Raw genomic sequence first — 20,141 nt, 5'->3', positions numbered from 1 at the left:
TTAAATTTTTTTAACGTATTCTAAATTTCGAGTATCAACAATTACCTCGTCTCCTGCCTCTATAAATGGTGGAACTTGAATATTTAAACCATTATCTAAGGTCGCAGGTTTATAAGATGAAGATACGGTTTGACCTTTTAATGCTGCATCAGTAGTTTCTATCTTACACTGTACCTGATTTGGTAATTCAACTGAAATTGGATTTTCATTATAAAAACTTACAGATACTTCAAGATTTTCAGTTAATAATTTACCTTGCTCTCCAATAATTTCTTTTTTAATTTCAATTTGTTCAAAAGTTTTTGGTTCCATAAAAAAATAATTAACATCATCCTCATACATATAATTATATTTATTCTCATCTAGTGATGCTTTTTCCACAGTTTCACTAGACCTAAATCTTTCATTTAGCTTGGTATTTTTACCAACACTTTTCATTTCTACCTGTGCAAATGCACCACCTTTTCCAGGTTTTACATGTTGTGTTTTTAGAACTTGCCAAAGATCATTTTTATATTCTAAAAGTATCCCAACTCTAATTTCACTTGCATTTATTTTCATATTAAACTTTCTATAGCTTCTTTAGCTTTGTATTTTTTATTATTCCAAATGTAGCCTGAGATAGCTAAAAAATTTGCATTGTTCAATAAAAGTTTTTTATAGTTTTCATTTGTTATTCCACCTATAGCGACTATGGGAATATTTGTTAATTTCTTTACTTTATTCAAGGTTTTTATATTAGCGCTGTATTTAGCTTTTTTTGTTTTTGTTGGAAAAAAAGCACCAAACGCAATGTAATTAGCTTTATTTTTAATTGCCTCTTTTGCAAGTTTAATTGAGTTGTGACATGTTACTCCAATAATTTTATTTCCAATTATTTTTTTGGCCTCTTTAATATGCATATCTTTTTGCCCCAAATGACATCCATCAGCGTTTAATTTTTTTGCAAGAATTGGGTCATCATTAACAATAAATTTTACTCTATTATTTTTACATAGTTGTCTAATTTTTTTTCCTATCAAAATTTTTTTCTTAAAAGAGTATTTTTTAAATCTCATTTGAAAAAAACTAATTTTATCTGATTTTAATACCTTGTTTAGATTTTGGTAAAAATCCTTCTTAATTTTATTTGGAGAGATAAGATAAATAAATTTTTTTTTATTTATTCTCAAGATCGCTTGCCCATTTGCCTTGAGCGGCTAAAGTACACATTCTTGCTCTATGATTAAACACATCCTGTGTTTCGTTGGTTTTAGCCATGTCTTTAGACCAAAATTTAAGTGCACTTTGTTGTAAAGCTCGACCATATGAATAGGTCATTATAAAATTTGTACTATTGTTTTTGCTAATTAAATTGAGATTTTCTGTTGCTTCTACTTCGGATTGACCTCCAGACAGGAAAGCAATTCCTGGTACTTCTGTAGGTACTGAATTTTTAAGACATTCAAGTGTTTTGTCTGAAACTTCTTCATTAGAGATTTTGTTTTTTGAATTACTTCCAGCTAAAATCATATTTGGTTTTAATATGATCCCTGATAAATCAATTTTATGTATAATTAATTCCTCAAAACATTTTTTTATAACTTCTGAAGTTTTTTCCAAACACTCACCAGCTGAATGATCACCATCCATTAAAACTTCTGGTTCCACTATAGGAACCATTTCACATTCTTGAACTAAAGCGGCATATCTTGCAAGTGCATGTGCATTAGAATGAATTGCAAGTTTGCTAGGATAGTTATTGCTTATCGAATAAACACCTCTCCATTTTGTAAATCTTGCACCAAGCTCATAGTATTTTTTTAATCTTTCTCTTAGCCCGTCTAGCCCTTCTGTAATTTTTTCCTCTGGAGAGTTTGCTAAATTTTTTGCACCTGTATCTACTTTAATTCCAGGTACTGCTCCACTAGCAGAGATTAATTCAGGAATCGATTTACCTAAATTTGAAATTTGGTTTATTGTCTCATCGTATAGGATCACACCACCGATACAATCTTTCATACTTTCTGAACTAAAAAGAGTTTCTCTAAAAGCGAGTCTGTTTAATGGCGTAGATTCAACATTAACAGCCTCAAGTCTTTTCGTCATAGTTCCGTTACTTTCATCTGCCGCAAGTATTCCTTTGCCATTTGAAAGTATTTTAAGAGCTATTTTATTTAGTTCTGACATATCAATTTAAAGCGCTTATACCAGGAAGTTCTTTTCCTTCAAGATATTCCAAAAATGCTCCACCTGCAGTTGAAACAAAATTAAAGTCTTTAACAGCATTTAAAGAATTAATTAATGAAACGGTATCTCCACCACCTACAACAGAGTAAATTTTATCTTCTTTATTTTTTTCAACTATTTTTTTTGCAATTGCAGTACTTCCATTAGCAAAATTAGGATTTTCAAAATATCCTGCAGGACCGTTCCATAATATTGTGTTAGTATTATCAATAATACCACATATACTTTCAACAGTTTTTGGACCTATATCTAAAATCATTTCATCTAATTTAATTTGATTCAATTCTTTAATTTTAGGCTGACCATTTAAATCATTTGCCACTATTACATCTTCTGGAAAAATTATATTACATTTTTTTTCTTTTGAATATGAGAGGATGTCATTAACTATAGAATTAACATTTTCTTCTTTAAGAGATTTTCCAATATTGTATCCATCGTGTTCAATTAAGTTATTCGCCATTGCGCCTACAATTATTATATTGTCAAATTTTGAAATTAAGTTTTTTATAATATTAATTTTAGTAGAAATTTTAGATCCTCCTATTATGCAAGTAACAGGTTTAGTTATGCTAGATGTAATTTTTTTTAATGCATTAATCTCCAAATCTAATTGCAACCCTGAAAAAGATGGTAAAAATTTTGAAATTTCACAAACAGATGCGTGCGCTCTATGTGAACATGAAAAAGCATCATTTACATAAATATCACCTAAGCTTGCTAAATGTTTTGCAAAATTAGTATCATTTTTTTCCTCATCTGGATAAAATCTAATATTTTCAATTAATAAAATTTTTTCATTAAAATTATCGAGCATATCTTTTTTTATCTCATAAATATTTTTTTCAATAAGTTTTATTTTTTCATTTAATTTTTTTTCTATATCTTTTTGAATTGGTTTTAACGAAAGATCTTTAATTACTTTTCCTTTGGGTCGACCAACGTGAGATAAGATAATTATTTTTGAATTTTGCTCTAATAAAAATTTGATTGTTGAAAGAACTTTGTCAATTCTCGTTGTATCAGTTATCTTCCCATTATTAAGAGGGACATTTAAATCCAATCTTAAAATAACTTTTTTACCTTGTAGGTTTGTTAGTTTGGAAACACTTTGCATTAAGAATTTTGATGAATAAATTCTGCAATATCACACATACGATTTGAAAAACCCCATTCATTATCATACCAGGCTGAAATTTTGCCCATATTGTCTCCAACAACATTTGTAAGAGATCCATCAACAACCGCAGATGCAGGGTTATGATTAAAATCTATTGATACTAACTTTTCATGAGTGATTTCTAATACATTTTTAAGATTATTTTTTGATGCTAATTCAAATGATTTATTTATATTTTCTTTGTTGATATTTTTTTTTGTACAGAAAACTAATTCTACAAGTGAAACATTTGGGGTAGGTACTCTCATTGCAACTCCCTCTAATTTACCTTTCAAGCTAGGAATTATTTCGCCAATTGCTTTTGACGCACCAGTAGATGTCGGGACAATTGATTGACTTGCTGATCTCGCTCTTCTTGGGTCTTTATGAGAATTATCTAGAATTCTCTGATCACTTGTAAATGCATGGATAGTGGTCATGAACCCTTTTTCAATTTCAAAATTTTCATTTAGTGTATGTACAACTGGAGCCAAACAGTTTGTGGTGCATGATGCGGCTGAGATTACTTGGTCCTTACTAGTTATATCTTTTTCATTTACACCAAATACAATTGTTTTATCTGCGTTTTTACATGGCGCAGATACTATTACTTTTTTTGCTCCATTTTTAATATGAGCTAAAAGTTTTTCTTTAGAATTAAATTTTCCTGTACACTCAAAAACATAATCAACATCAAATTTTTTCCAGTCTATGTTTTCAATATTAGACTCCTGTGAAAATGTAATTTTTTCATTATTTATTATTAAGTGATTTTCATCAAAATCTAAATCAGCATCAAATTTACCATGAATTGAGTCATATTTTGTTAATGTACAAGTAGTCTCAGTATTTGATCGATTGTTTATATGTTGTAATTTTATTTTTTTATCTTGGCTTTCTATAATTGATCTAACTACCATTCGACCAATTCTACCCATTCCATTAATTCCAACTTTAATTGTCATAATTAATTTTTAATTAAATTTTTTGATTTGTTAGTTATATTTTCTTTTGTTAGCCCAAAATATTTATATATTTCTTTAAACGGTGCACTTTTACCATATTCATTAATTCCAAAATTTTTTCCATTTTCTCCAACATACTTTTTCCAGCAATCCCTAGAGCCAGCTTCTATAGAGATTTTATTTTTGGTTTCATTTAGTATTTTATTTCTATAAGTTTTACTTTGCTTGTCAAAAAGCTCCATACAAGGTACCGAAATAACCTTAGAATAAATTTTATCTTTAGCAAGTTTATGACTCGTTTCGATTGCAAGATTTACCTCTGAACCACTTGCTAAAATTGTTAATTTAATTTTCTTATTTGTTCTAAGCACCTCATAAGCACCAAGTGAACATTTATTATTTAGAGAATATTTTTTTCTAATTGGATTTAAATTTTGTCTTGTTAAAGACAAGACACTTGGAGTATTTGCAGTTTTTAATGCATGCTCCCAGCATTCAATTGTTTCAATTCTATCTGCAGGTCTAAATACATTAAGGTTTGGAATTGATCTTAAACCAGATAATTGCTCAATTGGTTGATGTGTTGGTCCATCTTCACCTAAGCCAATTGAATCATGCGTCATTACATAAATAACCCTTTGTTGCATTAGAGCCGACAATCTTATTGATGGTTTACAGTAATCAGAAAATATTAAAAAAGTTCCGCCATAAGGAATAAAATTACTATGGAGTGCGATTCCATTCATAACTCCACTCATTGCATGTTCCCTGACACCATAGTGAATATAATTTCCCTCAAAATTTCCTGGAGTAATAATTTTATGTTTTTTTGTTTTTGTATTGTTAGATCCTGCCAAATCTGCAGAACCACCAATTAGATTGTTATTTGAATTGGTTAATGCGTTTAAAGTTAACTCAGAACATTTTCTTGTTGCTAAGCTTTTAGGTTCTTTGATTGCAAGTTTCTTTTCTGAATTTAAAACATTTTTAAAGTTATTATTTTTTTTGATTAGATTTAATTTTTTATTTTGTTTTTTAGTTAATTTGTTCCATTTTTTTTCAATTAACTGACCCTTTCTTCCTATAACTCTCCATTGTTTCAATAACTTATTTGGAATTTCAAAAGGTTTATATTTCCATTTAAGTACTTTTCTTACTAATTTAATTTCATCTAACCCCAAAGGACTACCATGTGAAGACGACTTACCAGATTTATTTGGAGAACCATATCCAATTTTTGTTTTACAAGAAATTACTGTTGGTTTTTTTGCATTTTGAACTCTTTTTAAAGCTCTATAAATTTGATTTTCATTGTGACCATCAACTAATATGTAATCCCATCCATAGCTTTCAAATCTTTTTTTAAAATTATCTGATACAGCAAGGCTTGTTGGACCATCAATTGAAATATTATTATTATCGAAGAGCATCACCAAATTTTTTAATTTGAGGTGACCAGCTAAACTCATTGCTTCGTGACTAATACCTTCCATTAAGCAACCATCGCCAGCTAGAACATAAGTTTTGTGATTAATTAGATTTTTGCCTAATTTTTTTTTGAGGACTTCTTCAGCTATTGCAAATCCAACTGCATTAGCTATTCCTTGTCCAAGTGGTCCAGTGGTTGTTTCAATTCCAGTTTTTGGATGATACTCTGGATGACCTGCACAAATAGAGTTTAGTTGTCTAAAATTTTTAATCGAATTTAAAGAAATACTTTTATAACCAGTCAAGTACAGCAAAGAATAGAGAAGCATTGAACCATGCCCGGCTGATAAAACAAATCTATCTCTATTTAACCAATTTGGATTTCTCGGATTAAATTTTAAAAAATACCTAAAAAGTACAGTGGCAACATCTGCCATACCCATTGGCATCCCAGGGTGACCAGAATTAGCTTTTTGAACTGCGTCAATAGATAAAAATCTGATACAATTCGCTAAATCGTTATGTATTTTACTCAAAATTATCCTGACTAGACTAAGAAGATTCTATTTAATATTATAAGTATATATATATGAATTCTATAAACGAAAAAGAAAAAAAACTTAATCTGGCTTTAGAAGAATTAAAAAATTTAGATCTAACTAATCCAGTTTTGGAAAATAATATTGAAAATCTTAACTTGCAAAAAAATCAATTAGAGATTGAAAAAAATGAGCTAGAAAAAAAATATGAAGAACTATCAAATCAGAACGAAATTTTGTCAAAAAGATTAGATGAGTTTAGAAGCAAAGAAAAGGTTGAAGAAAGAAAACAAATAGAGTTTTCTGAGAAAATCGATGAATTAAATCAAGAAACAGATAATTTGTTGGAAGAGATTGATAAATGGCAAATGTAAGTATTAAATTTAATAGTAAAGAGTTTTTATTATCTTGTGATGACGGACAAGAGGAACATCTAGAAGAATTGTTAATACAAATAAACCAAAAATTTAATCATTTAAAAAACGATCTTGGTAACTTAGGAGAGAATAAACTCTTATTAATTACAGCAGTTAAAATAATGGATGAATACTACGAAACAAAAAAGAAAGTTGAGCAAAAGAAACAAGAGTTAAAAGATTTATCAAATAAATTTAAAGAATTAAAAACTCTAATTTATGAATATAAGGATAAAAAAGAAGAAGAAATAAAAGAGTTAAATTTAAATCATGACAAATTAAAAATCGAGATTGAAACTAATCAAAAAAAATATGAAGATTTAATTGATACTGCTGCAGAGAAAATTTCAAGTTTTGTTGAAAAAGCAAAACAAGGAAATTTATCTCAATAAATTTGTGAATAAATCTAAATTAAGAAGAAAGATAACATCACTTAGAAAAAAAAATTTTAATGAAAATTTGAAAATCAATTCTTTAAAATTAATAAAATTTCTAAGGGATAATAAGCTTAAAACAAAAATTGTTGGAGGATATTATCCATGTAATCATGAAATAGATGATTTAGAAATTTTAAATTTATTTAGTAAAAATAAAAAAATCACCTCATTACCAATCATCAAAAAAAATAACCAAATGGACTTTTATGAATGGTCCAAAGATAATCCATTAAAGATAAATAAATACGGGATAATTGAACCATTATCTCAAAAAAAAGTTTATCCAGATATATTACTAGTTCCACTATTAGCTTTTGATAAGCAATTTAATCGATTGGGTTATGGCGGTGGTTTTTATGATCGTTATATTGAAAAAATTGAAAATAAAAAAAAGGTCTTTAAAATAGGATTTTCTTTTTCTTTCCAAGAATTAAAAGAGGTACCAGTTAACAATTATGATAAGAAGCTTGATTTAATAATCACTGAAAAAGGTTTAATATTTTGAGAATTTTATTTTTAGGCGATGTTGTAGGTATTTCAGGATGTTCTAAACTTACTAGTAGCTTGCTTAGTGAAATTAAATCAAAAAAAATTGATTTTGTTATAGCTAATGGTGAAAATGCTGCGGCCCAAGGAGTTGGTTTGACAGAAGAAATTTGCAGAGATTTTTATAACTGCGGTGTTAACGTAATCACAACTGGCAATCATGTTTGGGATCAAAAAGAAATCATGAAGTACATAGAAAAAGAAGAGAGATTGTTACGTCCTAAAAATCTTTTTGAGCCTGCCCCTGGTCGAGGTTTTCAAATTTTCAAAACAGATAAAAATATAAGAGTCGGGGTACTTAACCTCATGGGTAATGTTTTTATGAAAAAGTGTGATGATGTTTTTGAAACTTCGAAAAAATTTTTAAGTGAATATAAATTTAAAGATGACTACGATTTATTAGTGGTTGATTTTCATGGTGAAATTACCAGTGAGAAAAATGCTATAGGCCATTTTTTTGATGGTCATGCAACTTTAGTTGTTGGAACTCACACACATGTACCAACGAATGATGCCAGAATACTAAACAATGGCACTGGATACCAAACAGATGCTGGGATGTGTGGAGATTACGATTCTGTAATTGGAATGGATAAAGAAAATTCATTAAATAGATTTCTTAAAAAAGATTCAGTCAAACATTTTCCTGCAGTTGGAGAAGGGACTTTGTCTGGTGTTATTGTTGATTGTGATATAAATACTGGTTTAGCTAAAGATATTAATAGTTATATATTTGGAGAAAAATTAAAAAATTTTTAATTTAGATATGGCAGGTCATTCTCATTGGGCGGGTATTAAACATAAAAAAGGAAAAGCTGATAAGCAACGTTCAAAAATTTTTTCAAAGTTGTCTAAAGAAATTACTGTTGCCGCAAAGCTCGGAGACAAAGATCCTGCAATGAACCCAAGATTAAGATCAGCAGTACAGGCTGCTAGATCAGCAAATATGCCAAAAGATAATATAGAAAGAGCAATAGATAAATCTTCTGCTGCATCTGGTGCAAATTTTGAAAATTTGAGATATGAAGGATTTGGACCAAACAAAATTGCTGTAATTGTTGAAACTTTAACTGATAATAAAAATAGAACAGCTTCCAATGTGAGAACCATTTTTCAAAAATCTGGTGGAAGTTTAGGTACGCAAGGATCAGCATCTCATAACTTTAAACAACTTGGGATAATAAAGATTGATAAAAATGAAATATCAGAAGACAAAATTTTTGAATTGGCTATAGAAGCTGGTGCAGAGGAATGTATTTCTCACAAGGAATTTCATGAAGTTCAATGTGTTTCAAATGAAATTTATAATGTTAAAAAAAATTTAGAAAATATAATTGCAAATTTTATTTCCACAGAGATTGAGTGGGTGCCAATCAATAGTGTTGATGTTCAAAATGATGAAAAAGAGAGTGTGATTGAGTTTTTAGAAAATCTAGAAGATGACGATGATGTTCAGAACGTTTTTTCAAACGTAAATTTGGGAAATATTTAATGTTAATAATAGGAATTGATCCAGGAATTTCAGGATCTATATGTTTCTTAGAGGATGGCACAATTAAAGATGTCCTTGAGATGCCAACTATGACCGAAGGAAAAAAAAATAAAAAACAAGTCAATGGGTCTCAAATATTTAATGAAATATCTTCACAAATAAAAACATACGAAAAAAAGGATATCAAAGTGGTAATCGAACAAGTTTCAGCAATGCCAGGTCAAGGGGTAACCAGTATGTTTAATTTTGGTCAATCTTTTGGAATTTTAAAAGGTATTTGTAGCGCAATGCAATTGCCAATTTATTTTGTAAGACCAGCTAAGTGGAAAAAATATTTTAATTTAATTAACTCTGAAAAGGATGCCAGCAGAACAAGAGCTATTGAAATATTTCCTTATTTTTCGTCAAATTTATCTAAAAAGAAAGATTCTAACAAAGCTGATGCAATTTTAATAGCTAGTTATTTTCACGAAACATACAAAAATGAGTAATCTTTAAAATTATATAGTCAAATTCATGACACAATTAAGTGTGATGAGTGATTATGGAAGCAGACATAGCCGCAAATGCATTAGACTTAGGAACAAATACAGATTTTTCACTTCTAAGTTTATTTTTAAAAGCAGACATAATTGTTAAAGCAGTAATGATTAGCTTAATACTTTGCTCAGTATACTCATGGGCGGTGATTATAGAAAAATATCGACTTTTTAAAAAAATAAATAAATCTTCAGAAGAATTTGAAGAAAAATTCTGGAACTCTAAATCTGCTGAAAATTTTTATAACAGTTTACCAAATAATTTAGAAGACCCAATGTCTTTGGTATTCCAAAATGCTATGGAAAACTTACTTAAGAAAAAATCAAAAACAAATATAAGTGAAAGAATGACTGCGTTCCTTGAGGGAGGAATAGAAAAGGAAATGTCAAAAATTGAAAAGGGATTTACATTTTTAGCAACCGTAGGTTCAACTGCTCCATTTATTGGATTATTTGGGACTGTTTGGGGTATTATGAATTCTTTTCAATCAATTGCAATTTCAAGAAATACTAGTCTTGCAATAGTTGCACCTGGTATTGCAGAAGCATTATTCGCAACTGCATTAGGACTGTTAGCTGCGATACCTGCTGTAGTTGCTTACAATAAATTTAATACAGACGCAAAAAAATATTCAGAAAAATTAGAGAATTTTTCAAAAAGATTTTTAACAATAATTTAAATGGCTTTTAAATTAAATCGCTCATCAAAAGAACCAATGAGTGAGATTAACGTAACACCTTTTGTTGATGTGATGTTGGTTTTATTAATTATATTCATGGTCACTGCACCGCTTTTAACAGTAGGTGTTCAGGTTGATCTACCTGAGAGTTCAGCAGATTCTTTGCCTGAGGAAACAGAACCTTTAACACTTTCTATTAATGCGAAAGGTGAAATTTTTATTCAAGAATCAAAAGTAGAGTATGACAATATAATTGCTAAAGTTTTAGCTGTTTCAAAAAATAGAACTGACACAAGAATTTATGTAAGAGGTGATAAAACAATAAACTATGGAAGAGTTTTAGAGATAATGGGTTTATTATCTGGATCTGGTTTTACAAAGGTTGCGCTAATCTCTGAGCCCCTTAAACAAAGGTAGTTACAGTGAAGAGTAGTAGTATCGCTATATCCTCAGCTTTACATATATCATTAGTTGTTCTTACAGCTTTAAGTTTGCCTTTTCTCTCAAAAAAACCCATTGATATTCCACCCATAGTCTCTGTTGAATTAATTCAAATAACAGAAGAAACAAATATTCCTTTTGCGCCTAAAGCAAAAAAAATTATTGAAAAAGTAAAAGAAAAAGAAAAAAAACTGGTTTCAGAACAAGCTCCACCGAAAAAAGTAAAAAAAACCAAAACTAAGACTGTTGTCTCAGAGAAAAAAAACAAAACTATAGAAAAACAAAATCCTGAAGCTGTCCCTTTGCCAGATAAAGAGGTAAAAAAATTAAAGACCAAAGAGGAAAAAAAACAAAATCCAGAAAAAGTGGATAATGAAGTAAAGCAAGTATCTGAGTTTGAAAAAAAAGATTTATTTGATCCAAACAATATTGCAGCATTAATAGATAAATCAAAAGAAGAAACAGCAGAAAAAGTGAAAACCAATAATGATGTTACTCAAGATCAAGTGAGAAACATTGAAAACTCTAAACTAACTTTAAGTGAGGAAGATGCTTTAAAGGCCCAAATATTTGGTTGTTGGAGCATACCTTTAGGTTTGCCTTATGATGAAAATTTACTAGTTAGAATAAAGTTAAAGCTTAAACCAGATGGTTCAGTCACCAAAACTGAGATTTTAGATCATGCTAGAATGAATAAACCTGGACAAGGTTTTTATAAAGTCTTAGCAGAAAGTGCCTTAAGAGCAGTAAGATTATGTCAACCTTTGAGAGTTCCAGCTTCTGGTTACGAGAGATGGAAAGAATTACAATTAAATTTTGATGCAAGAGAGATGTTAGGAGGTTAGTATAAAGAATTTATGATTAAAAAATTTATAATTTTCATTTTTGTTTTTTTTCCATTAAAAGCTTTAGCGTTAATTGAAGTTGATATTACAAGGGGAAATTTAAACCCTCTTCCACTTGCAGTCTCACCATTATCAATAGATGAAACGTCTAGAAAAAATTTTGAGCAAATTTTAGATAAAGAGAACATTGGATCTGAAATATCATTAATTGTTGAAAATAATTTAAGAACTTCAGGTTTATTTAATCCTTTGGATAAAAAAGCATTTTTACAAGCTCCAGATATAGCAAATTTAAAACCAAGATTTGAGGATTGGAATTTAATTAAAGCTCAAGCTCTTATCACCGGTAAAGTAAATTTTATTAATGATAAATTAAGAGTTGAGTTTAGACTTTGGGATGTGCTTGCTGCAAAAGAGATGATGGCTTTAGCATTTACAACTGTACCAACAAATTGGAGAAGAGTTGGGCATATAATATCAGATAAAGTATATGAGAGGTTAACAGGAGAAAAAGGGTATTTTGATACAAGAATAATTTATGTAGCTGAAGAAGGACCAAAAACACAAAGAATAAAAAAATTAGCTATCATGGATCAAGATGGTGCAAATAACAAATTTCTAACTTTAGGAAATGAGCTTGTACTTACTCCACGATTTAACCCTGCTAGCCAAATGGTTACTTATCTATCTTATTTTAAAAATATGCCACGTGTTTATCTTTTAGATATTGAAACCGGAACACAGGAAGTAGTTGGAGATTTTCCTGGAATGACATTTGCTCCTAGATTTTCACCTGATGGTAAAAAAATAATCATGAGTTTCGCAAAAGATGGAAAATCAGATATTTATACAATGAATTTAGAAACTCGATTAGTAGAGAGAATAACAAATCATCCTTCAATTGATACATCACCTTCTTATTCTCCAGATGGAAAATATATAACTTTTAACTCTGACAGAAGTGGTTACCAACAAATTTATGTCATGAAAAATGATGGAAGTGACGTGAAAAGAATTTCTTTTGGTAATGGTTTGTACGGAACACCAGTTTGGTCTCCTAGAGGTGATTTAATTGCATTTACAAAATTACATAAAGGAAAATTTTATATTGGAGTGATGAGAACGGATGGAACTGGTGAAAGATTGTTAACAGAAAACTATTATCAAGAGGCCCCATCTTGGTCACCCAATGGAAGAGTTTTGATATTTTATAGAGAAACAAAAACTAATTCTAAAGGCGAAGGTTTTTCTGCTAAATTATGGTCTATTGATTTAACTGGTTATAATGAAAGATTGATAACAACTGAGACGGACGCATCTGACCCATCTTGGTCGTCTTTATTAAGTAATTAATATCATTTTATCTTTAAATACGATGAAATTTCTTGATTTTTTGGGTTGAAACATCTAATTAGTTGTGAAAAAAATAGTATTTGAAAAAGCAGCAAGGAGCAAATTAATGAGATTAAACAAAATTTTCAAAAACACGTTATTAGTTATTTCAGCTGGAATAATCTTAACAGCGTGTGCAACAAAAAAAGAGGTAGCTGTAGAGGCGCCAAAAGAAGAAACTAAAAAAGAAGAAGTAACTAAAATTGAAAAAATTGCAGGTCAAATGCAAGGAGACGTTTACGTTGGAACAGATAGCGTAAAATATTTAGCAGATGGTGTTGCTGATAGAGTGTTCTTTGCAACTAACGAATCTATATTAACTACAGCTTCAAGAGAAACTTTAAGAGCTCAAGCTGCTTGGTTAAGAGAAAATTCTAACATCACTGTAGTTTTAGAAGGTCATGCAGATGAAAGAGGAACAAGAGAATATAACTTAGCACTTGGAGAAAGAAGAGCTAACGCTGCAAAAGATTATCTAATGACTTATGGTGTTTCATCAGACAGAATTACTGTAATCAGTTATGGTAAAGAAAGACCTGTTGACTCAGGATCAAATCCTTTAGCATGGTCTAAAAACAGAAGATCAGTTACTGTTAAAGCAAACTAAAGAATTTTTAAAAAAGACCCTAAAATTAAAAACTTTTAGGGTCTTTTTTTTGCCTTTTTATAATCATATAAAAATTTAATGAGATCACTTTTTAGATCAACATTATTTAATTTAATAATAATATTAAATTTCTTTTTTTCGGGAATTGCTTACTCAGATAACCATAATATTTATGAAATTTTAGATTTAATTAAAAAAGATTTAAAAACTCTTGAAAGAGCCGTTTACTCAGGATCAATAGAAATAGAAAGTACAACAAATAATCAATCAGTATCAAGTCTTGATAATAATTCTGAGGATGTCTTAACTAGACATTTGTTAAAGTTATCAGAGGTAGAGGAGCAGTTTAGAGAACTTACTAATAAATTTGAGGAAATTAATTTTAAGCTTGATAAACTTTCGAACAGAGTATCCAAGCTACAGTCTGATAATCAGATAAGGTTTCAAGATATAGAAAATGATTTAAGTTCTGTTAATGTAATTGATAGCAGTCAACAACTTAGTTCTGCGCCTAAAATTGAGAAGCAAATTCTTCCTGGAAGCTCGCAGCCTCAGGACTTAGGTACAATTTCTTATAAAGATATGGAAACTTTAGAGGAGAATCAACAGATTCAATCGGTTGATACTACAGCTTCTATTGTAGAAGAAACTTTTCAAGCTGAAGATAAAATTTTACCAATAGATTTAACTCCAAAAGAACAATATGAATTTGCAACAAGTTTCTTAAAAGTTGGAGATTACAGTACAGCAGAAAGAGCTTTTAGAGAATTTGTGTTATCAAATCCTGAAGATGAATTAGCAGGTAGTGCTCAATATTGGTATGCAGAAACTTTCAGAATAAGACAACTTTATACTGATGCTGCTTCAGCTTATCTCGAAGGATATCAAAAATATCCAAAAGGAAAGAAAGCTCCAATAAATTTATTAAAACTTGGAGTTTCAATGGTTCAAATTGGTGAAAAAGATCAAGGCTGTAAGATGATTAATGGTGTTGAGTTGCAATATCCAAACGCAAATCAGTCTGTAATACAAAAAGCAAAATATGAGTCTAAAAAATTTGAATGCGTCAAGCAAGATTCATAAACAACTTCTTAATAAGCTAAGAGATAAAAGAATTTATAAAATCTATAATAAATTTGAAAATAATTTAAATTTAAATAACGATTTTACAGTTGCTGTGTCAGGTGGCCCTGATAGTCTTGCTTTAGCTTTTTTTTCAAAAATTTATTCAATTAAAAAATCTTTAAAAATTAAATACTTTCTAGTTGACCATAAATTGAGAAATAATTCATCTGTAGAAGCTTTATTTGTAAAAAATCTTTTGAAGGATTTTTCTATAGATTTAGATATTTTAAAATGGAATGGGAAAAAACCCAAAAATAATATCCAATCTCTTGCAAGAAAAAAGAGATATAATCTCTTAATTAACCAATCAAAAAAATTTAAAATTAATCATATTTTATTTGGTCATCATGAAGATGATGTTTATGAAAATTTTTTAATTAGGCTTTTAAGAGGTAGTGGTTTAAAGGGTATCGTATCTTTAGACAAAACGACTTTAATTAATAATGCAAATATCTTAAGACCTTTAATAAACGTTGAAAAAAAAGATTTAATCTACATCTCAAAAAAGGTGTTTAATAAATATGTAGAAGACCCTTCAAATGAAGATGAAATTTTTACAAGAGTGAGAGTAAGAAATTTAATTAAAAATCTTGAAAGTGAAGGTTTGGATAAAAGTAAATTTAAATTATCAATTAGTAATTTAAAAAGTGTCGACCAATCAATCCAGTTTTTTTGTGAAAAAAATTTAAAAGAAAATTCGATTATTTCTCAAAATAAAGTTGTATTAAAAGAAGAATTTTTTAACTTTCCTCAAGAAGTTTTGTTCAGGTCATTTTCAAAGATCTTACAGTTAGTTGGGAAAAAGTATTTTCCGCCCAGAGGTAAAAAAATTACCAATATTTTAGAAAATCTACAGAGTAAAATTACTTTTAAGTCTACACTTGGGAATTGTGTAATAAAAAAAATCAAGAAAACTGTAATTGTATATAAAGAGCGTTAATATCACTAAATTTATAGTTATTTTGTCACTTGTTTAATTTGCAATAATTCTTATCTTTACACCATGAATTTTAAAAATCTGGCTATGTGGGGAATAATAGTTTTTTTAACTATTGGTCTTTATAACATGTTTAAAAATCCTCAATCAAATATTAGAGGAGGAAATCAAATAATTTTTTCAGATTTTTTAACTTCAGTTGAAAATGGAGAAGTTTTAAAAGTTGAGATACAGGGAAACAACATCAAGGGTGTTTACTCAAATGGAAATTCATTTTCAACTTATGCTCCAAACGATCCAAATTTAATTGAAAAATTATCAGACAAAGGAGTAAGTATTTCAGCGGCTCCGTTAGAAGAAAAAATGCCATCTTTATTTGGCGTACTACTTTCTTGGTTCCCAATGCTTTTATTAATTGCTGTTTGGATATTTTTTATGCGACAGATGCAAGGTGGAAAAGGTGGAGCAATGGGATTTGGCAAGTCAAAAGCTAAGATGATGAATGAACTTAAAGGCAAAGTAACATTTAATGATGTTGCTGGAGTAGAAGAGGCAAAAGAAGAAGTAGAAGAAATTGTAGAATTTTTAAAAGACCCTAAAAAATTTAGTAGACTTGGTGGAAAGATACCTAGAGGTGCTTTATTGGTTGGACCTCCAGGAACGGGAAAAACTTTGTTAGCAAGAGCTATTGCAGGTGAAGCAGGAGTTCCTTTCTTTACTATCTCTGGTTCAGATTTTGTTGAAATGTTTGTTGGTGTTGGAGCATCAAGAGTAAGAGATATGTTTGAACAAGGTAAAAAAAATTCTCCGTGCATAATATTCATTGATGAAATAGATGCAGTTGGAAGAAGTAGAGGTGCAGGTTTAGGTGGAGGTAATGATGAAAGAGAGCAAACTTTAAACCAATTATTAGTAGAGATGGATGGGTTTGATACTAATGAGGGAGTTATCATAATTGCAGCAACAAATAGACCTGATGTTCTTGATCCAGCACTATTAAGACCTGGAAGATTTGACAGACAAGTAGTTGTTTCAAACCCAGATATTATTGGAAGAGAAAAAATTTTAAAAGTCCATGTGAAAAAAATTAAGATGGCACCCGATGTAAACTTAAGAACTATTGCAAGAGGGACCCCCGGTTTTTCAGGAGCAGATTTAGCTAACTTAGTCAATGAAGCTGCTTTATTAGCAGCTAGAAAAAATAAAAGAATTGTAACTTTATTAGAATTTGAAGAGGCAAAAGATAAAGTATTAATGGGTGCTGAAAGAAGATCAATGGTAATGACTGAGGATGAAAAAAAACTTACCGCATATCACGAAGGTGGCCATGCTTTAGTCTCGTTTAATATGCCTAGTTATGATCCAATTCATAAAGCCACTATCATTCCAAGAGGAAGAGCTTTGGGAATGGTTATGAATTTACCAGAAAGAGATAAACATGGATATTCAATCAAATATTTAAAAGCTAGACTAGCAGTTTGTTTTGGAGGAAGAGTTGCAGAAGAATTAATTTTTGGAAAAGATAACATTTCTACAGGAGCAGGTGGAGGAAGTGGTTCAGATATTAATCAAGCTACTCAACTTGCAAGAGCGATGGTAACTAAATATGGTATGAGTGAGGAAATGGGTCCAGTTGAGTATGGAGAAAATCAAGAGGAAGTTTTCTTAGGTAGATCTGTTACTCAAACACAATCAGTTTCTGAAGAAGTTGCTCAAAAAATTGATAAGGAAATTAGGAAACTAGTCGACGAAGGATATAATCAAGCAAAGAAAATTTTGACTGAGAAAATTGACGATCTACATAAAATTGCTAAAGCATTAATTACTTACGAAACCTTAACAGGTGAAGAGATAGAGAACATAATTAACAAAAACTTATATCCAAAAGATAAAATTTTAGAAAATCAAGACTCAAAAGATGATCATGACTCGGCTTTAGGAGCCATGGGTCTAAAACCAAAAATTGTTCATTAATTTATAATGCGAAGATATTACACAAGAGCGTGTAATTTCTATTATGGTGATCAATCAAAAATTTTAGTAAGTAAAAAAAAAGCCATACCATTACATCAAATTAAGGAAATATCGTTTGATCATATTGAAATAATAACTAGAAAATCAAAGAAAAAAATTTCAATTAATCAAATAAAATATTTACCAAATGATTTGAAGAAAAAAGTTAATTTAGATTTAAAAAAAATTAAAACTAAAAAAAAAAATTTTTCTAACTTAGAATTTAAAAAAGTTCCAAATATATTAGGTGTCTTAAATCTTACCCCAGATAGTTTTTCTGATGGAGGAAAATTTAATACAAAACAAAGAGGAATAAGTCATGCTTTTAAACTATATAACGATGGCGCTGATTTAATCGATGTTGGAGGAGAGTCAACAAGACCAGGTTCAAAGACAGTAAATAAAGAAGATGAATGGAAAAGAATTAATGAAATCTTAAAATCTATTGTAAAAAAAATTCCGATTTCTTTGGATACTAGAAAATCTGATATAATGAAAAATGGAATTAAATTAGGTGTAAAACTAATTAATGATGTTTCAGGCTTAAGTTTTGATACAGAAACAATAAACGTATTAAAAAAAAATAAAGTTCCTTTTGTCATTCAGCACACGCTTGGAACACCAGAAAATATGCAAAAAAATCCAAAATATAATAATGAATTACTAGATATTTATGATTTTTTTGAGGAGAAAATAAAACTTCTAAGGTCTAAAGGTATTAAACATAACAATATAATTTTAGACCCTGGAATCGGGTTTGGAAAAAAACTGAAACATAATATGAATTTAATCAGAAGTGTTTCTATTTTTCATTCATTAGGATTTCCTATACTTGTAGGAAATTCTAGAAAAAGATTTATTAGAGATATTTCCAAAAAAAATGATAGCTTTACTAGAATTGGAGGAACAATATCGTCATCATTATATTTGATGACACAAGGAGTTCAGATTTTAAGAATTCATGATGTTAATGAAGTTATGCAAGCAATTAAAGTTTTTAAAGAGATAACAAATAAATAATGGCAAAAAAATATTTTGGAACAGATGGAATAAGAGGAGCTATTAATAGTAAAAATATTAATGGAGATATGTTTTTTAAGTTTGGACTAGCTAGTGGTACATATTTTAAATCCCAAAAGAAAAAAAAACAAACAGCAATAATAGCAAAAGATACGAGATTGTCAGGATATACACTTGAACCTGCGCTTGTTTCTGGTTTGGCTTCTGCTGGCATGCATGTTTACACATTGGGTCCTTTACCAACCAATGGATTAGCTATGCTTACAAAAGAAATGAAGGCTAATATGGGTATTATGATTACAGCTTCTCATAATCCCCATTATGACAATGGATTAAAATTATTTGGTCCTGATGGAATGAAATTATCAGATAAAATAGAAAAAAAAATAGAAGCTCTTATAGATAAAAAAATATCAAATAACCTTTCCAGTCCTGAAAAGTTAGGAAGAGTTAAAAGATTAGAAACAGGTACTAAACAATATATTAAAATATTAAAAAAAAATTTCACAAAAGAGTTCAATTTAAGAGGATTAAGAATTGTTATAGATTGTGCCAATGGTGCTGGTTATAAAGCAGGGCCTGAGTTATTAAAATCATTAGGCGCTAAAGTTATAGCAATAGGTGTAAACCCAAATGGTTTAAACATTAATAAAGATTGTGGCTCAACTTTTCCAAGAAAAATTAGAACAGCTGTAAAAAAATATAAAGCTCATATTGGCATTTCTTTAGATGGAGATGCTGATAGAATTATAATGTGCGATGAAAAAGGTAACATTGTAGATGGTGATCAAATAATAGCTGCTTTAGCTGCAAGATGGAAAAATAAAAAAATGCTAAAAGGTGGTGTTGTTGGAACTCTAATGTCGAATTATGGATTGGAAAAATATTTAAAATCTAAAAGAATAAAATTTTTAAGAGCTAATGTAGGCGATAGATATGTTAAAGAAAAAATGCAAAAATATAAATTTAATTTAGGTGGTGAACAATCAGGACATATTATTTTAGGTAAATTTGCAACAACTGGAGATGGGTTGCTTGTAGCTTTAGAAGTTCTTTTTGCTCTGAGAAAAGGTAAAAAAACGAGTGAATTTTTTCAGAGTTTTAAGAAAACTCCTCAATTATTAGAAAATATAACTGTTAAAGATAAAAATATTATTAATAAACCTGAAATAAAAAAAGTTATAAAACTCGCAGAAAAATTAATTCATGGTAAGGGAAGAGTTTTAGTTAGAAAATCGGGAACAGAAGCTAAAATTAGAGTGATGGCAGAAAGTGATAATAAAATACTTTTATCCAGATGTGTAAACATGATATCCAAAAAAATAAAATAA

General features: G+C 29.3%; 22 protein-coding genes. 16 read left to right on the top strand and 6 right to left on the bottom strand.

Translation table 11 applies throughout. The features are described from left to right. Genes efp through tkt form a run of 6 tightly spaced genes read right to left on the bottom strand, consistent with a single transcriptional unit; the run spans position 1 to position 6,317 of the window. Positions 1 to 561, bottom strand: coding sequence for an elongation factor P (efp, locus tag ACTTA0_RS07390; RefSeq protein ID WP_440676591.1), 561 nt, complete (start codon positions 559 to 561; stop codon positions 1 to 3). Then, complete coding sequence (thiE, locus tag ACTTA0_RS07385) at positions 558 to 1,172, bottom strand: thiamine phosphate synthase (protein ID WP_440676590.1); 615 nt, start codon at positions 1,170 to 1,172, stop codon at positions 558 to 560. Before thiE ends, efp begins: the two co-directional genes overlap by 4 nt. Next, the gene (locus ACTTA0_RS07380; RefSeq protein ID WP_440676589.1) at positions 1,159 to 2,169 is read right to left on the bottom strand and encodes a class I fructose-bisphosphate aldolase; all 1,011 of its coding nucleotides are present in this window, start codon (positions 2,167 to 2,169) and stop codon (positions 1,159 to 1,161) included. The genes thiE and ACTTA0_RS07380 overlap by 14 nt, the downstream gene beginning before the upstream one ends. Position 2,170: 1 nt before the next feature. Then, positions 2,171 to 3,346: a phosphoglycerate kinase gene (locus ACTTA0_RS07375; RefSeq protein WP_440676588.1), complete on the bottom strand. Its 1,176-nt coding sequence runs from the start codon at positions 3,344 to 3,346 to the stop codon at positions 2,171 to 2,173. Next, positions 3,346 to 4,353, bottom strand: a complete 1,008-nt coding sequence (gene gap, locus ACTTA0_RS07370) for a type I glyceraldehyde-3-phosphate dehydrogenase (protein ID WP_440676587.1) — start codon at positions 4,351 to 4,353, stop codon at positions 3,346 to 3,348. Before gap ends, ACTTA0_RS07375 begins: the two co-directional genes overlap by 1 nt. A 2-nt stretch (positions 4,354 to 4,355) precedes the next feature. Next, positions 4,356 to 6,317 carry a transketolase gene (gene tkt / locus ACTTA0_RS07365; protein WP_440676586.1) on the bottom strand — a complete coding sequence of 654 codons (1,962 nt, stop codon included), beginning with the start codon at positions 6,315 to 6,317 and terminating at the stop codon, positions 4,356 to 4,358. A gap of 53 nt (positions 6,318 to 6,370) precedes the next feature. On the opposite strand from tkt, the gene ACTTA0_RS07360 reads away from it, so the two are divergent. The 16 genes from ACTTA0_RS07360 to glmM all read left to right on the top strand — a co-directional run bounded on the left by ACTTA0_RS07360 (position 6,371) and on the right by glmM (position 20,141). Beyond that, a complete protein-coding gene (locus ACTTA0_RS07360) occupies positions 6,371 to 6,694 on the top strand; it encodes a 5-formyltetrahydrofolate cyclo-ligase (protein WP_440676585.1) in 324 nt (107 codons plus the stop codon). Further along, the gene (locus ACTTA0_RS07355) at positions 6,682 to 7,128 is read left to right on the top strand and encodes a cell division protein ZapA (RefSeq protein ID WP_440676584.1); all 447 of its coding nucleotides are present in this window, start codon (positions 6,682 to 6,684) and stop codon (positions 7,126 to 7,128) included. The genes ACTTA0_RS07360 and ACTTA0_RS07355 overlap by 13 nt, the downstream gene beginning before the upstream one ends. A gap of 4 nt (positions 7,129 to 7,132) precedes the next feature. Next, positions 7,133 to 7,678, top strand: a complete 546-nt coding sequence (locus ACTTA0_RS07350; RefSeq protein WP_440676583.1) for a 5-formyltetrahydrofolate cyclo-ligase — start codon at positions 7,133 to 7,135, stop codon at positions 7,676 to 7,678. After that, positions 7,675 to 8,478: a TIGR00282 family metallophosphoesterase gene (locus ACTTA0_RS07345; RefSeq protein ID WP_262590276.1), complete on the top strand. Its 804-nt coding sequence runs from the start codon at positions 7,675 to 7,677 to the stop codon at positions 8,476 to 8,478. The genes ACTTA0_RS07350 and ACTTA0_RS07345 overlap by 4 nt, the downstream gene beginning before the upstream one ends. A 7-nt stretch (positions 8,479 to 8,485) precedes the next feature. Next, positions 8,486 to 9,211 carry a YebC/PmpR family DNA-binding transcriptional regulator gene (locus ACTTA0_RS07340; RefSeq protein WP_440676582.1) on the top strand — a complete coding sequence of 242 codons (726 nt, stop codon included), beginning with the start codon at positions 8,486 to 8,488 and terminating at the stop codon, positions 9,209 to 9,211. Continuing rightward, positions 9,211 to 9,702, top strand: coding sequence for a crossover junction endodeoxyribonuclease (locus tag ACTTA0_RS07335; RefSeq protein WP_440676581.1), 492 nt, complete (start codon positions 9,211 to 9,213; stop codon positions 9,700 to 9,702). The genes ACTTA0_RS07340 and ACTTA0_RS07335 overlap by 1 nt, the downstream gene beginning before the upstream one ends. Before the next feature lie 53 nt (positions 9,703 to 9,755). Continuing rightward, positions 9,756 to 10,430 carry a protein TolQ gene (tolQ, locus tag ACTTA0_RS07330; protein ID WP_075506057.1) on the top strand — a complete coding sequence of 225 codons (675 nt, stop codon included), beginning with the start codon at positions 9,756 to 9,758 and terminating at the stop codon, positions 10,428 to 10,430. Further along, on the top strand, positions 10,431 to 10,847 hold the full coding sequence (tolR, locus tag ACTTA0_RS07325; protein ID WP_075506058.1) for a protein TolR: 417 nt from the start codon (positions 10,431 to 10,433) through the stop codon (positions 10,845 to 10,847). 5 nt (positions 10,848 to 10,852) lie between these two features. Beyond that, positions 10,853 to 11,716, top strand: coding sequence for an energy transducer TonB (locus ACTTA0_RS07320; RefSeq protein ID WP_075506059.1), 864 nt, complete (start codon positions 10,853 to 10,855; stop codon positions 11,714 to 11,716). A gap of 12 nt (positions 11,717 to 11,728) precedes the next feature. Next, positions 11,729 to 13,069: a Tol-Pal system beta propeller repeat protein TolB gene (tolB, locus tag ACTTA0_RS07315; RefSeq protein ID WP_075506060.1), complete on the top strand. Its 1,341-nt coding sequence runs from the start codon at positions 11,729 to 11,731 to the stop codon at positions 13,067 to 13,069. Between the two features lie 106 nt (positions 13,070 to 13,175). Beyond that, complete coding sequence (gene pal, locus ACTTA0_RS07310) at positions 13,176 to 13,715, top strand: peptidoglycan-associated lipoprotein Pal (RefSeq protein WP_440614677.1); 540 nt, start codon at positions 13,176 to 13,178, stop codon at positions 13,713 to 13,715. Between the two features lie 78 nt (positions 13,716 to 13,793). Next, entirely contained in the window at positions 13,794 to 14,798 is a 1,005-nt protein-coding gene (gene ybgF, locus ACTTA0_RS07305; RefSeq protein ID WP_440676580.1) for a tol-pal system protein YbgF, read from the top strand. Continuing rightward, a complete protein-coding gene (gene tilS / locus ACTTA0_RS07300) occupies positions 14,758 to 15,780 on the top strand; it encodes a tRNA lysidine(34) synthetase TilS (protein WP_075506292.1) in 1,023 nt (340 codons plus the stop codon). Before ybgF ends, tilS begins: the two co-directional genes overlap by 41 nt. Before the next feature lie 63 nt (positions 15,781 to 15,843). Then, complete coding sequence (gene ftsH / locus ACTTA0_RS07295) at positions 15,844 to 17,751, top strand: ATP-dependent zinc metalloprotease FtsH (RefSeq protein WP_262590286.1); 1,908 nt, start codon at positions 15,844 to 15,846, stop codon at positions 17,749 to 17,751. 6 nt (positions 17,752 to 17,757) lie between these two features. Next, positions 17,758 to 18,810: a dihydropteroate synthase gene (folP, locus tag ACTTA0_RS07290; RefSeq protein WP_440676579.1), complete on the top strand. Its 1,053-nt coding sequence runs from the start codon at positions 17,758 to 17,760 to the stop codon at positions 18,808 to 18,810. Next, positions 18,810 to 20,141 carry a phosphoglucosamine mutase gene (gene glmM, locus ACTTA0_RS07285; RefSeq protein WP_262590288.1) on the top strand — a complete coding sequence of 444 codons (1,332 nt, stop codon included), beginning with the start codon at positions 18,810 to 18,812 and terminating at the stop codon, positions 20,139 to 20,141. The genes folP and glmM overlap by 1 nt, the downstream gene beginning before the upstream one ends.

This window comes from Candidatus Pelagibacter sp. HIMB1593 (genome assembly GCF_052047755.1).
Taxonomy (GTDB): Bacteria; Pseudomonadota; Alphaproteobacteria; order Pelagibacterales; family Pelagibacteraceae; genus Pelagibacter.
This window is presented reverse-complemented; position numbering and strand designations above follow the sequence as displayed.

Bases quoted from the DNA above. Each gene is read 5' to 3' on its own strand.
- folP (WP_440676579.1), top strand. From the start codon at position 17,758: ATGCGAAGATATTACACAAGAGCGTGTAATTTCTATTATGGTGATCAA.
- ACTTA0_RS07360 (WP_440676585.1), top strand. From the start codon at position 6,371: ATGAATTCTATAAACGAAAAAGAAAAAAAACTTAATCTGGCTTTAGAA.
- ACTTA0_RS07335 (WP_440676581.1), top strand. From the start codon at position 9,211: ATGTTAATAATAGGAATTGATCCAGGAATTTCAGGATCTATATGTTTC.
- glmM (WP_262590288.1), top strand. From the start codon at position 18,810: ATGGCAAAAAAATATTTTGGAACAGATGGAATAAGAGGAGCTATTAAT.
- ACTTA0_RS07355 (WP_440676584.1), top strand. From the start codon at position 6,682: ATGGCAAATGTAAGTATTAAATTTAATAGTAAAGAGTTTTTATTATCT.
- ACTTA0_RS07375 (WP_440676588.1), bottom strand. From the start codon at position 3,346: ATGCAAAGTGTTTCCAAACTAACAAACCTACAAGGTAAAAAAGTTATT.
- ybgF (WP_440676580.1), top strand. From the start codon at position 13,794: ATGAGATCACTTTTTAGATCAACATTATTTAATTTAATAATAATATTA.
- ACTTA0_RS07380 (WP_440676589.1), bottom strand. From the start codon at position 2,169: ATGTCAGAACTAAATAAAATAGCTCTTAAAATACTTTCAAATGGCAAA.
- efp (WP_440676591.1), bottom strand. From the start codon at position 561: ATGAAAATAAATGCAAGTGAAATTAGAGTTGGGATACTTTTAGAATAT.
- tilS (WP_075506292.1), top strand. From the start codon at position 14,758: ATGAGTCTAAAAAATTTGAATGCGTCAAGCAAGATTCATAAACAACTT.
- pal (WP_440614677.1), top strand. From the start codon at position 13,176: ATGAGATTAAACAAAATTTTCAAAAACACGTTATTAGTTATTTCAGCT.
- tolQ (WP_075506057.1), top strand. From the start codon at position 9,756: ATGGAAGCAGACATAGCCGCAAATGCATTAGACTTAGGAACAAATACA.
- ftsH (WP_262590286.1), top strand. From the start codon at position 15,844: ATGAATTTTAAAAATCTGGCTATGTGGGGAATAATAGTTTTTTTAACT.
- tolB (WP_075506060.1), top strand. From the start codon at position 11,729: ATGATTAAAAAATTTATAATTTTCATTTTTGTTTTTTTTCCATTAAAA.
- tolR (WP_075506058.1), top strand. From the start codon at position 10,431: ATGGCTTTTAAATTAAATCGCTCATCAAAAGAACCAATGAGTGAGATT.
- ACTTA0_RS07340 (WP_440676582.1), top strand. From the start codon at position 8,486: ATGGCAGGTCATTCTCATTGGGCGGGTATTAAACATAAAAAAGGAAAA.
- gap (WP_440676587.1), bottom strand. From the start codon at position 4,353: ATGACAATTAAAGTTGGAATTAATGGAATGGGTAGAATTGGTCGAATG.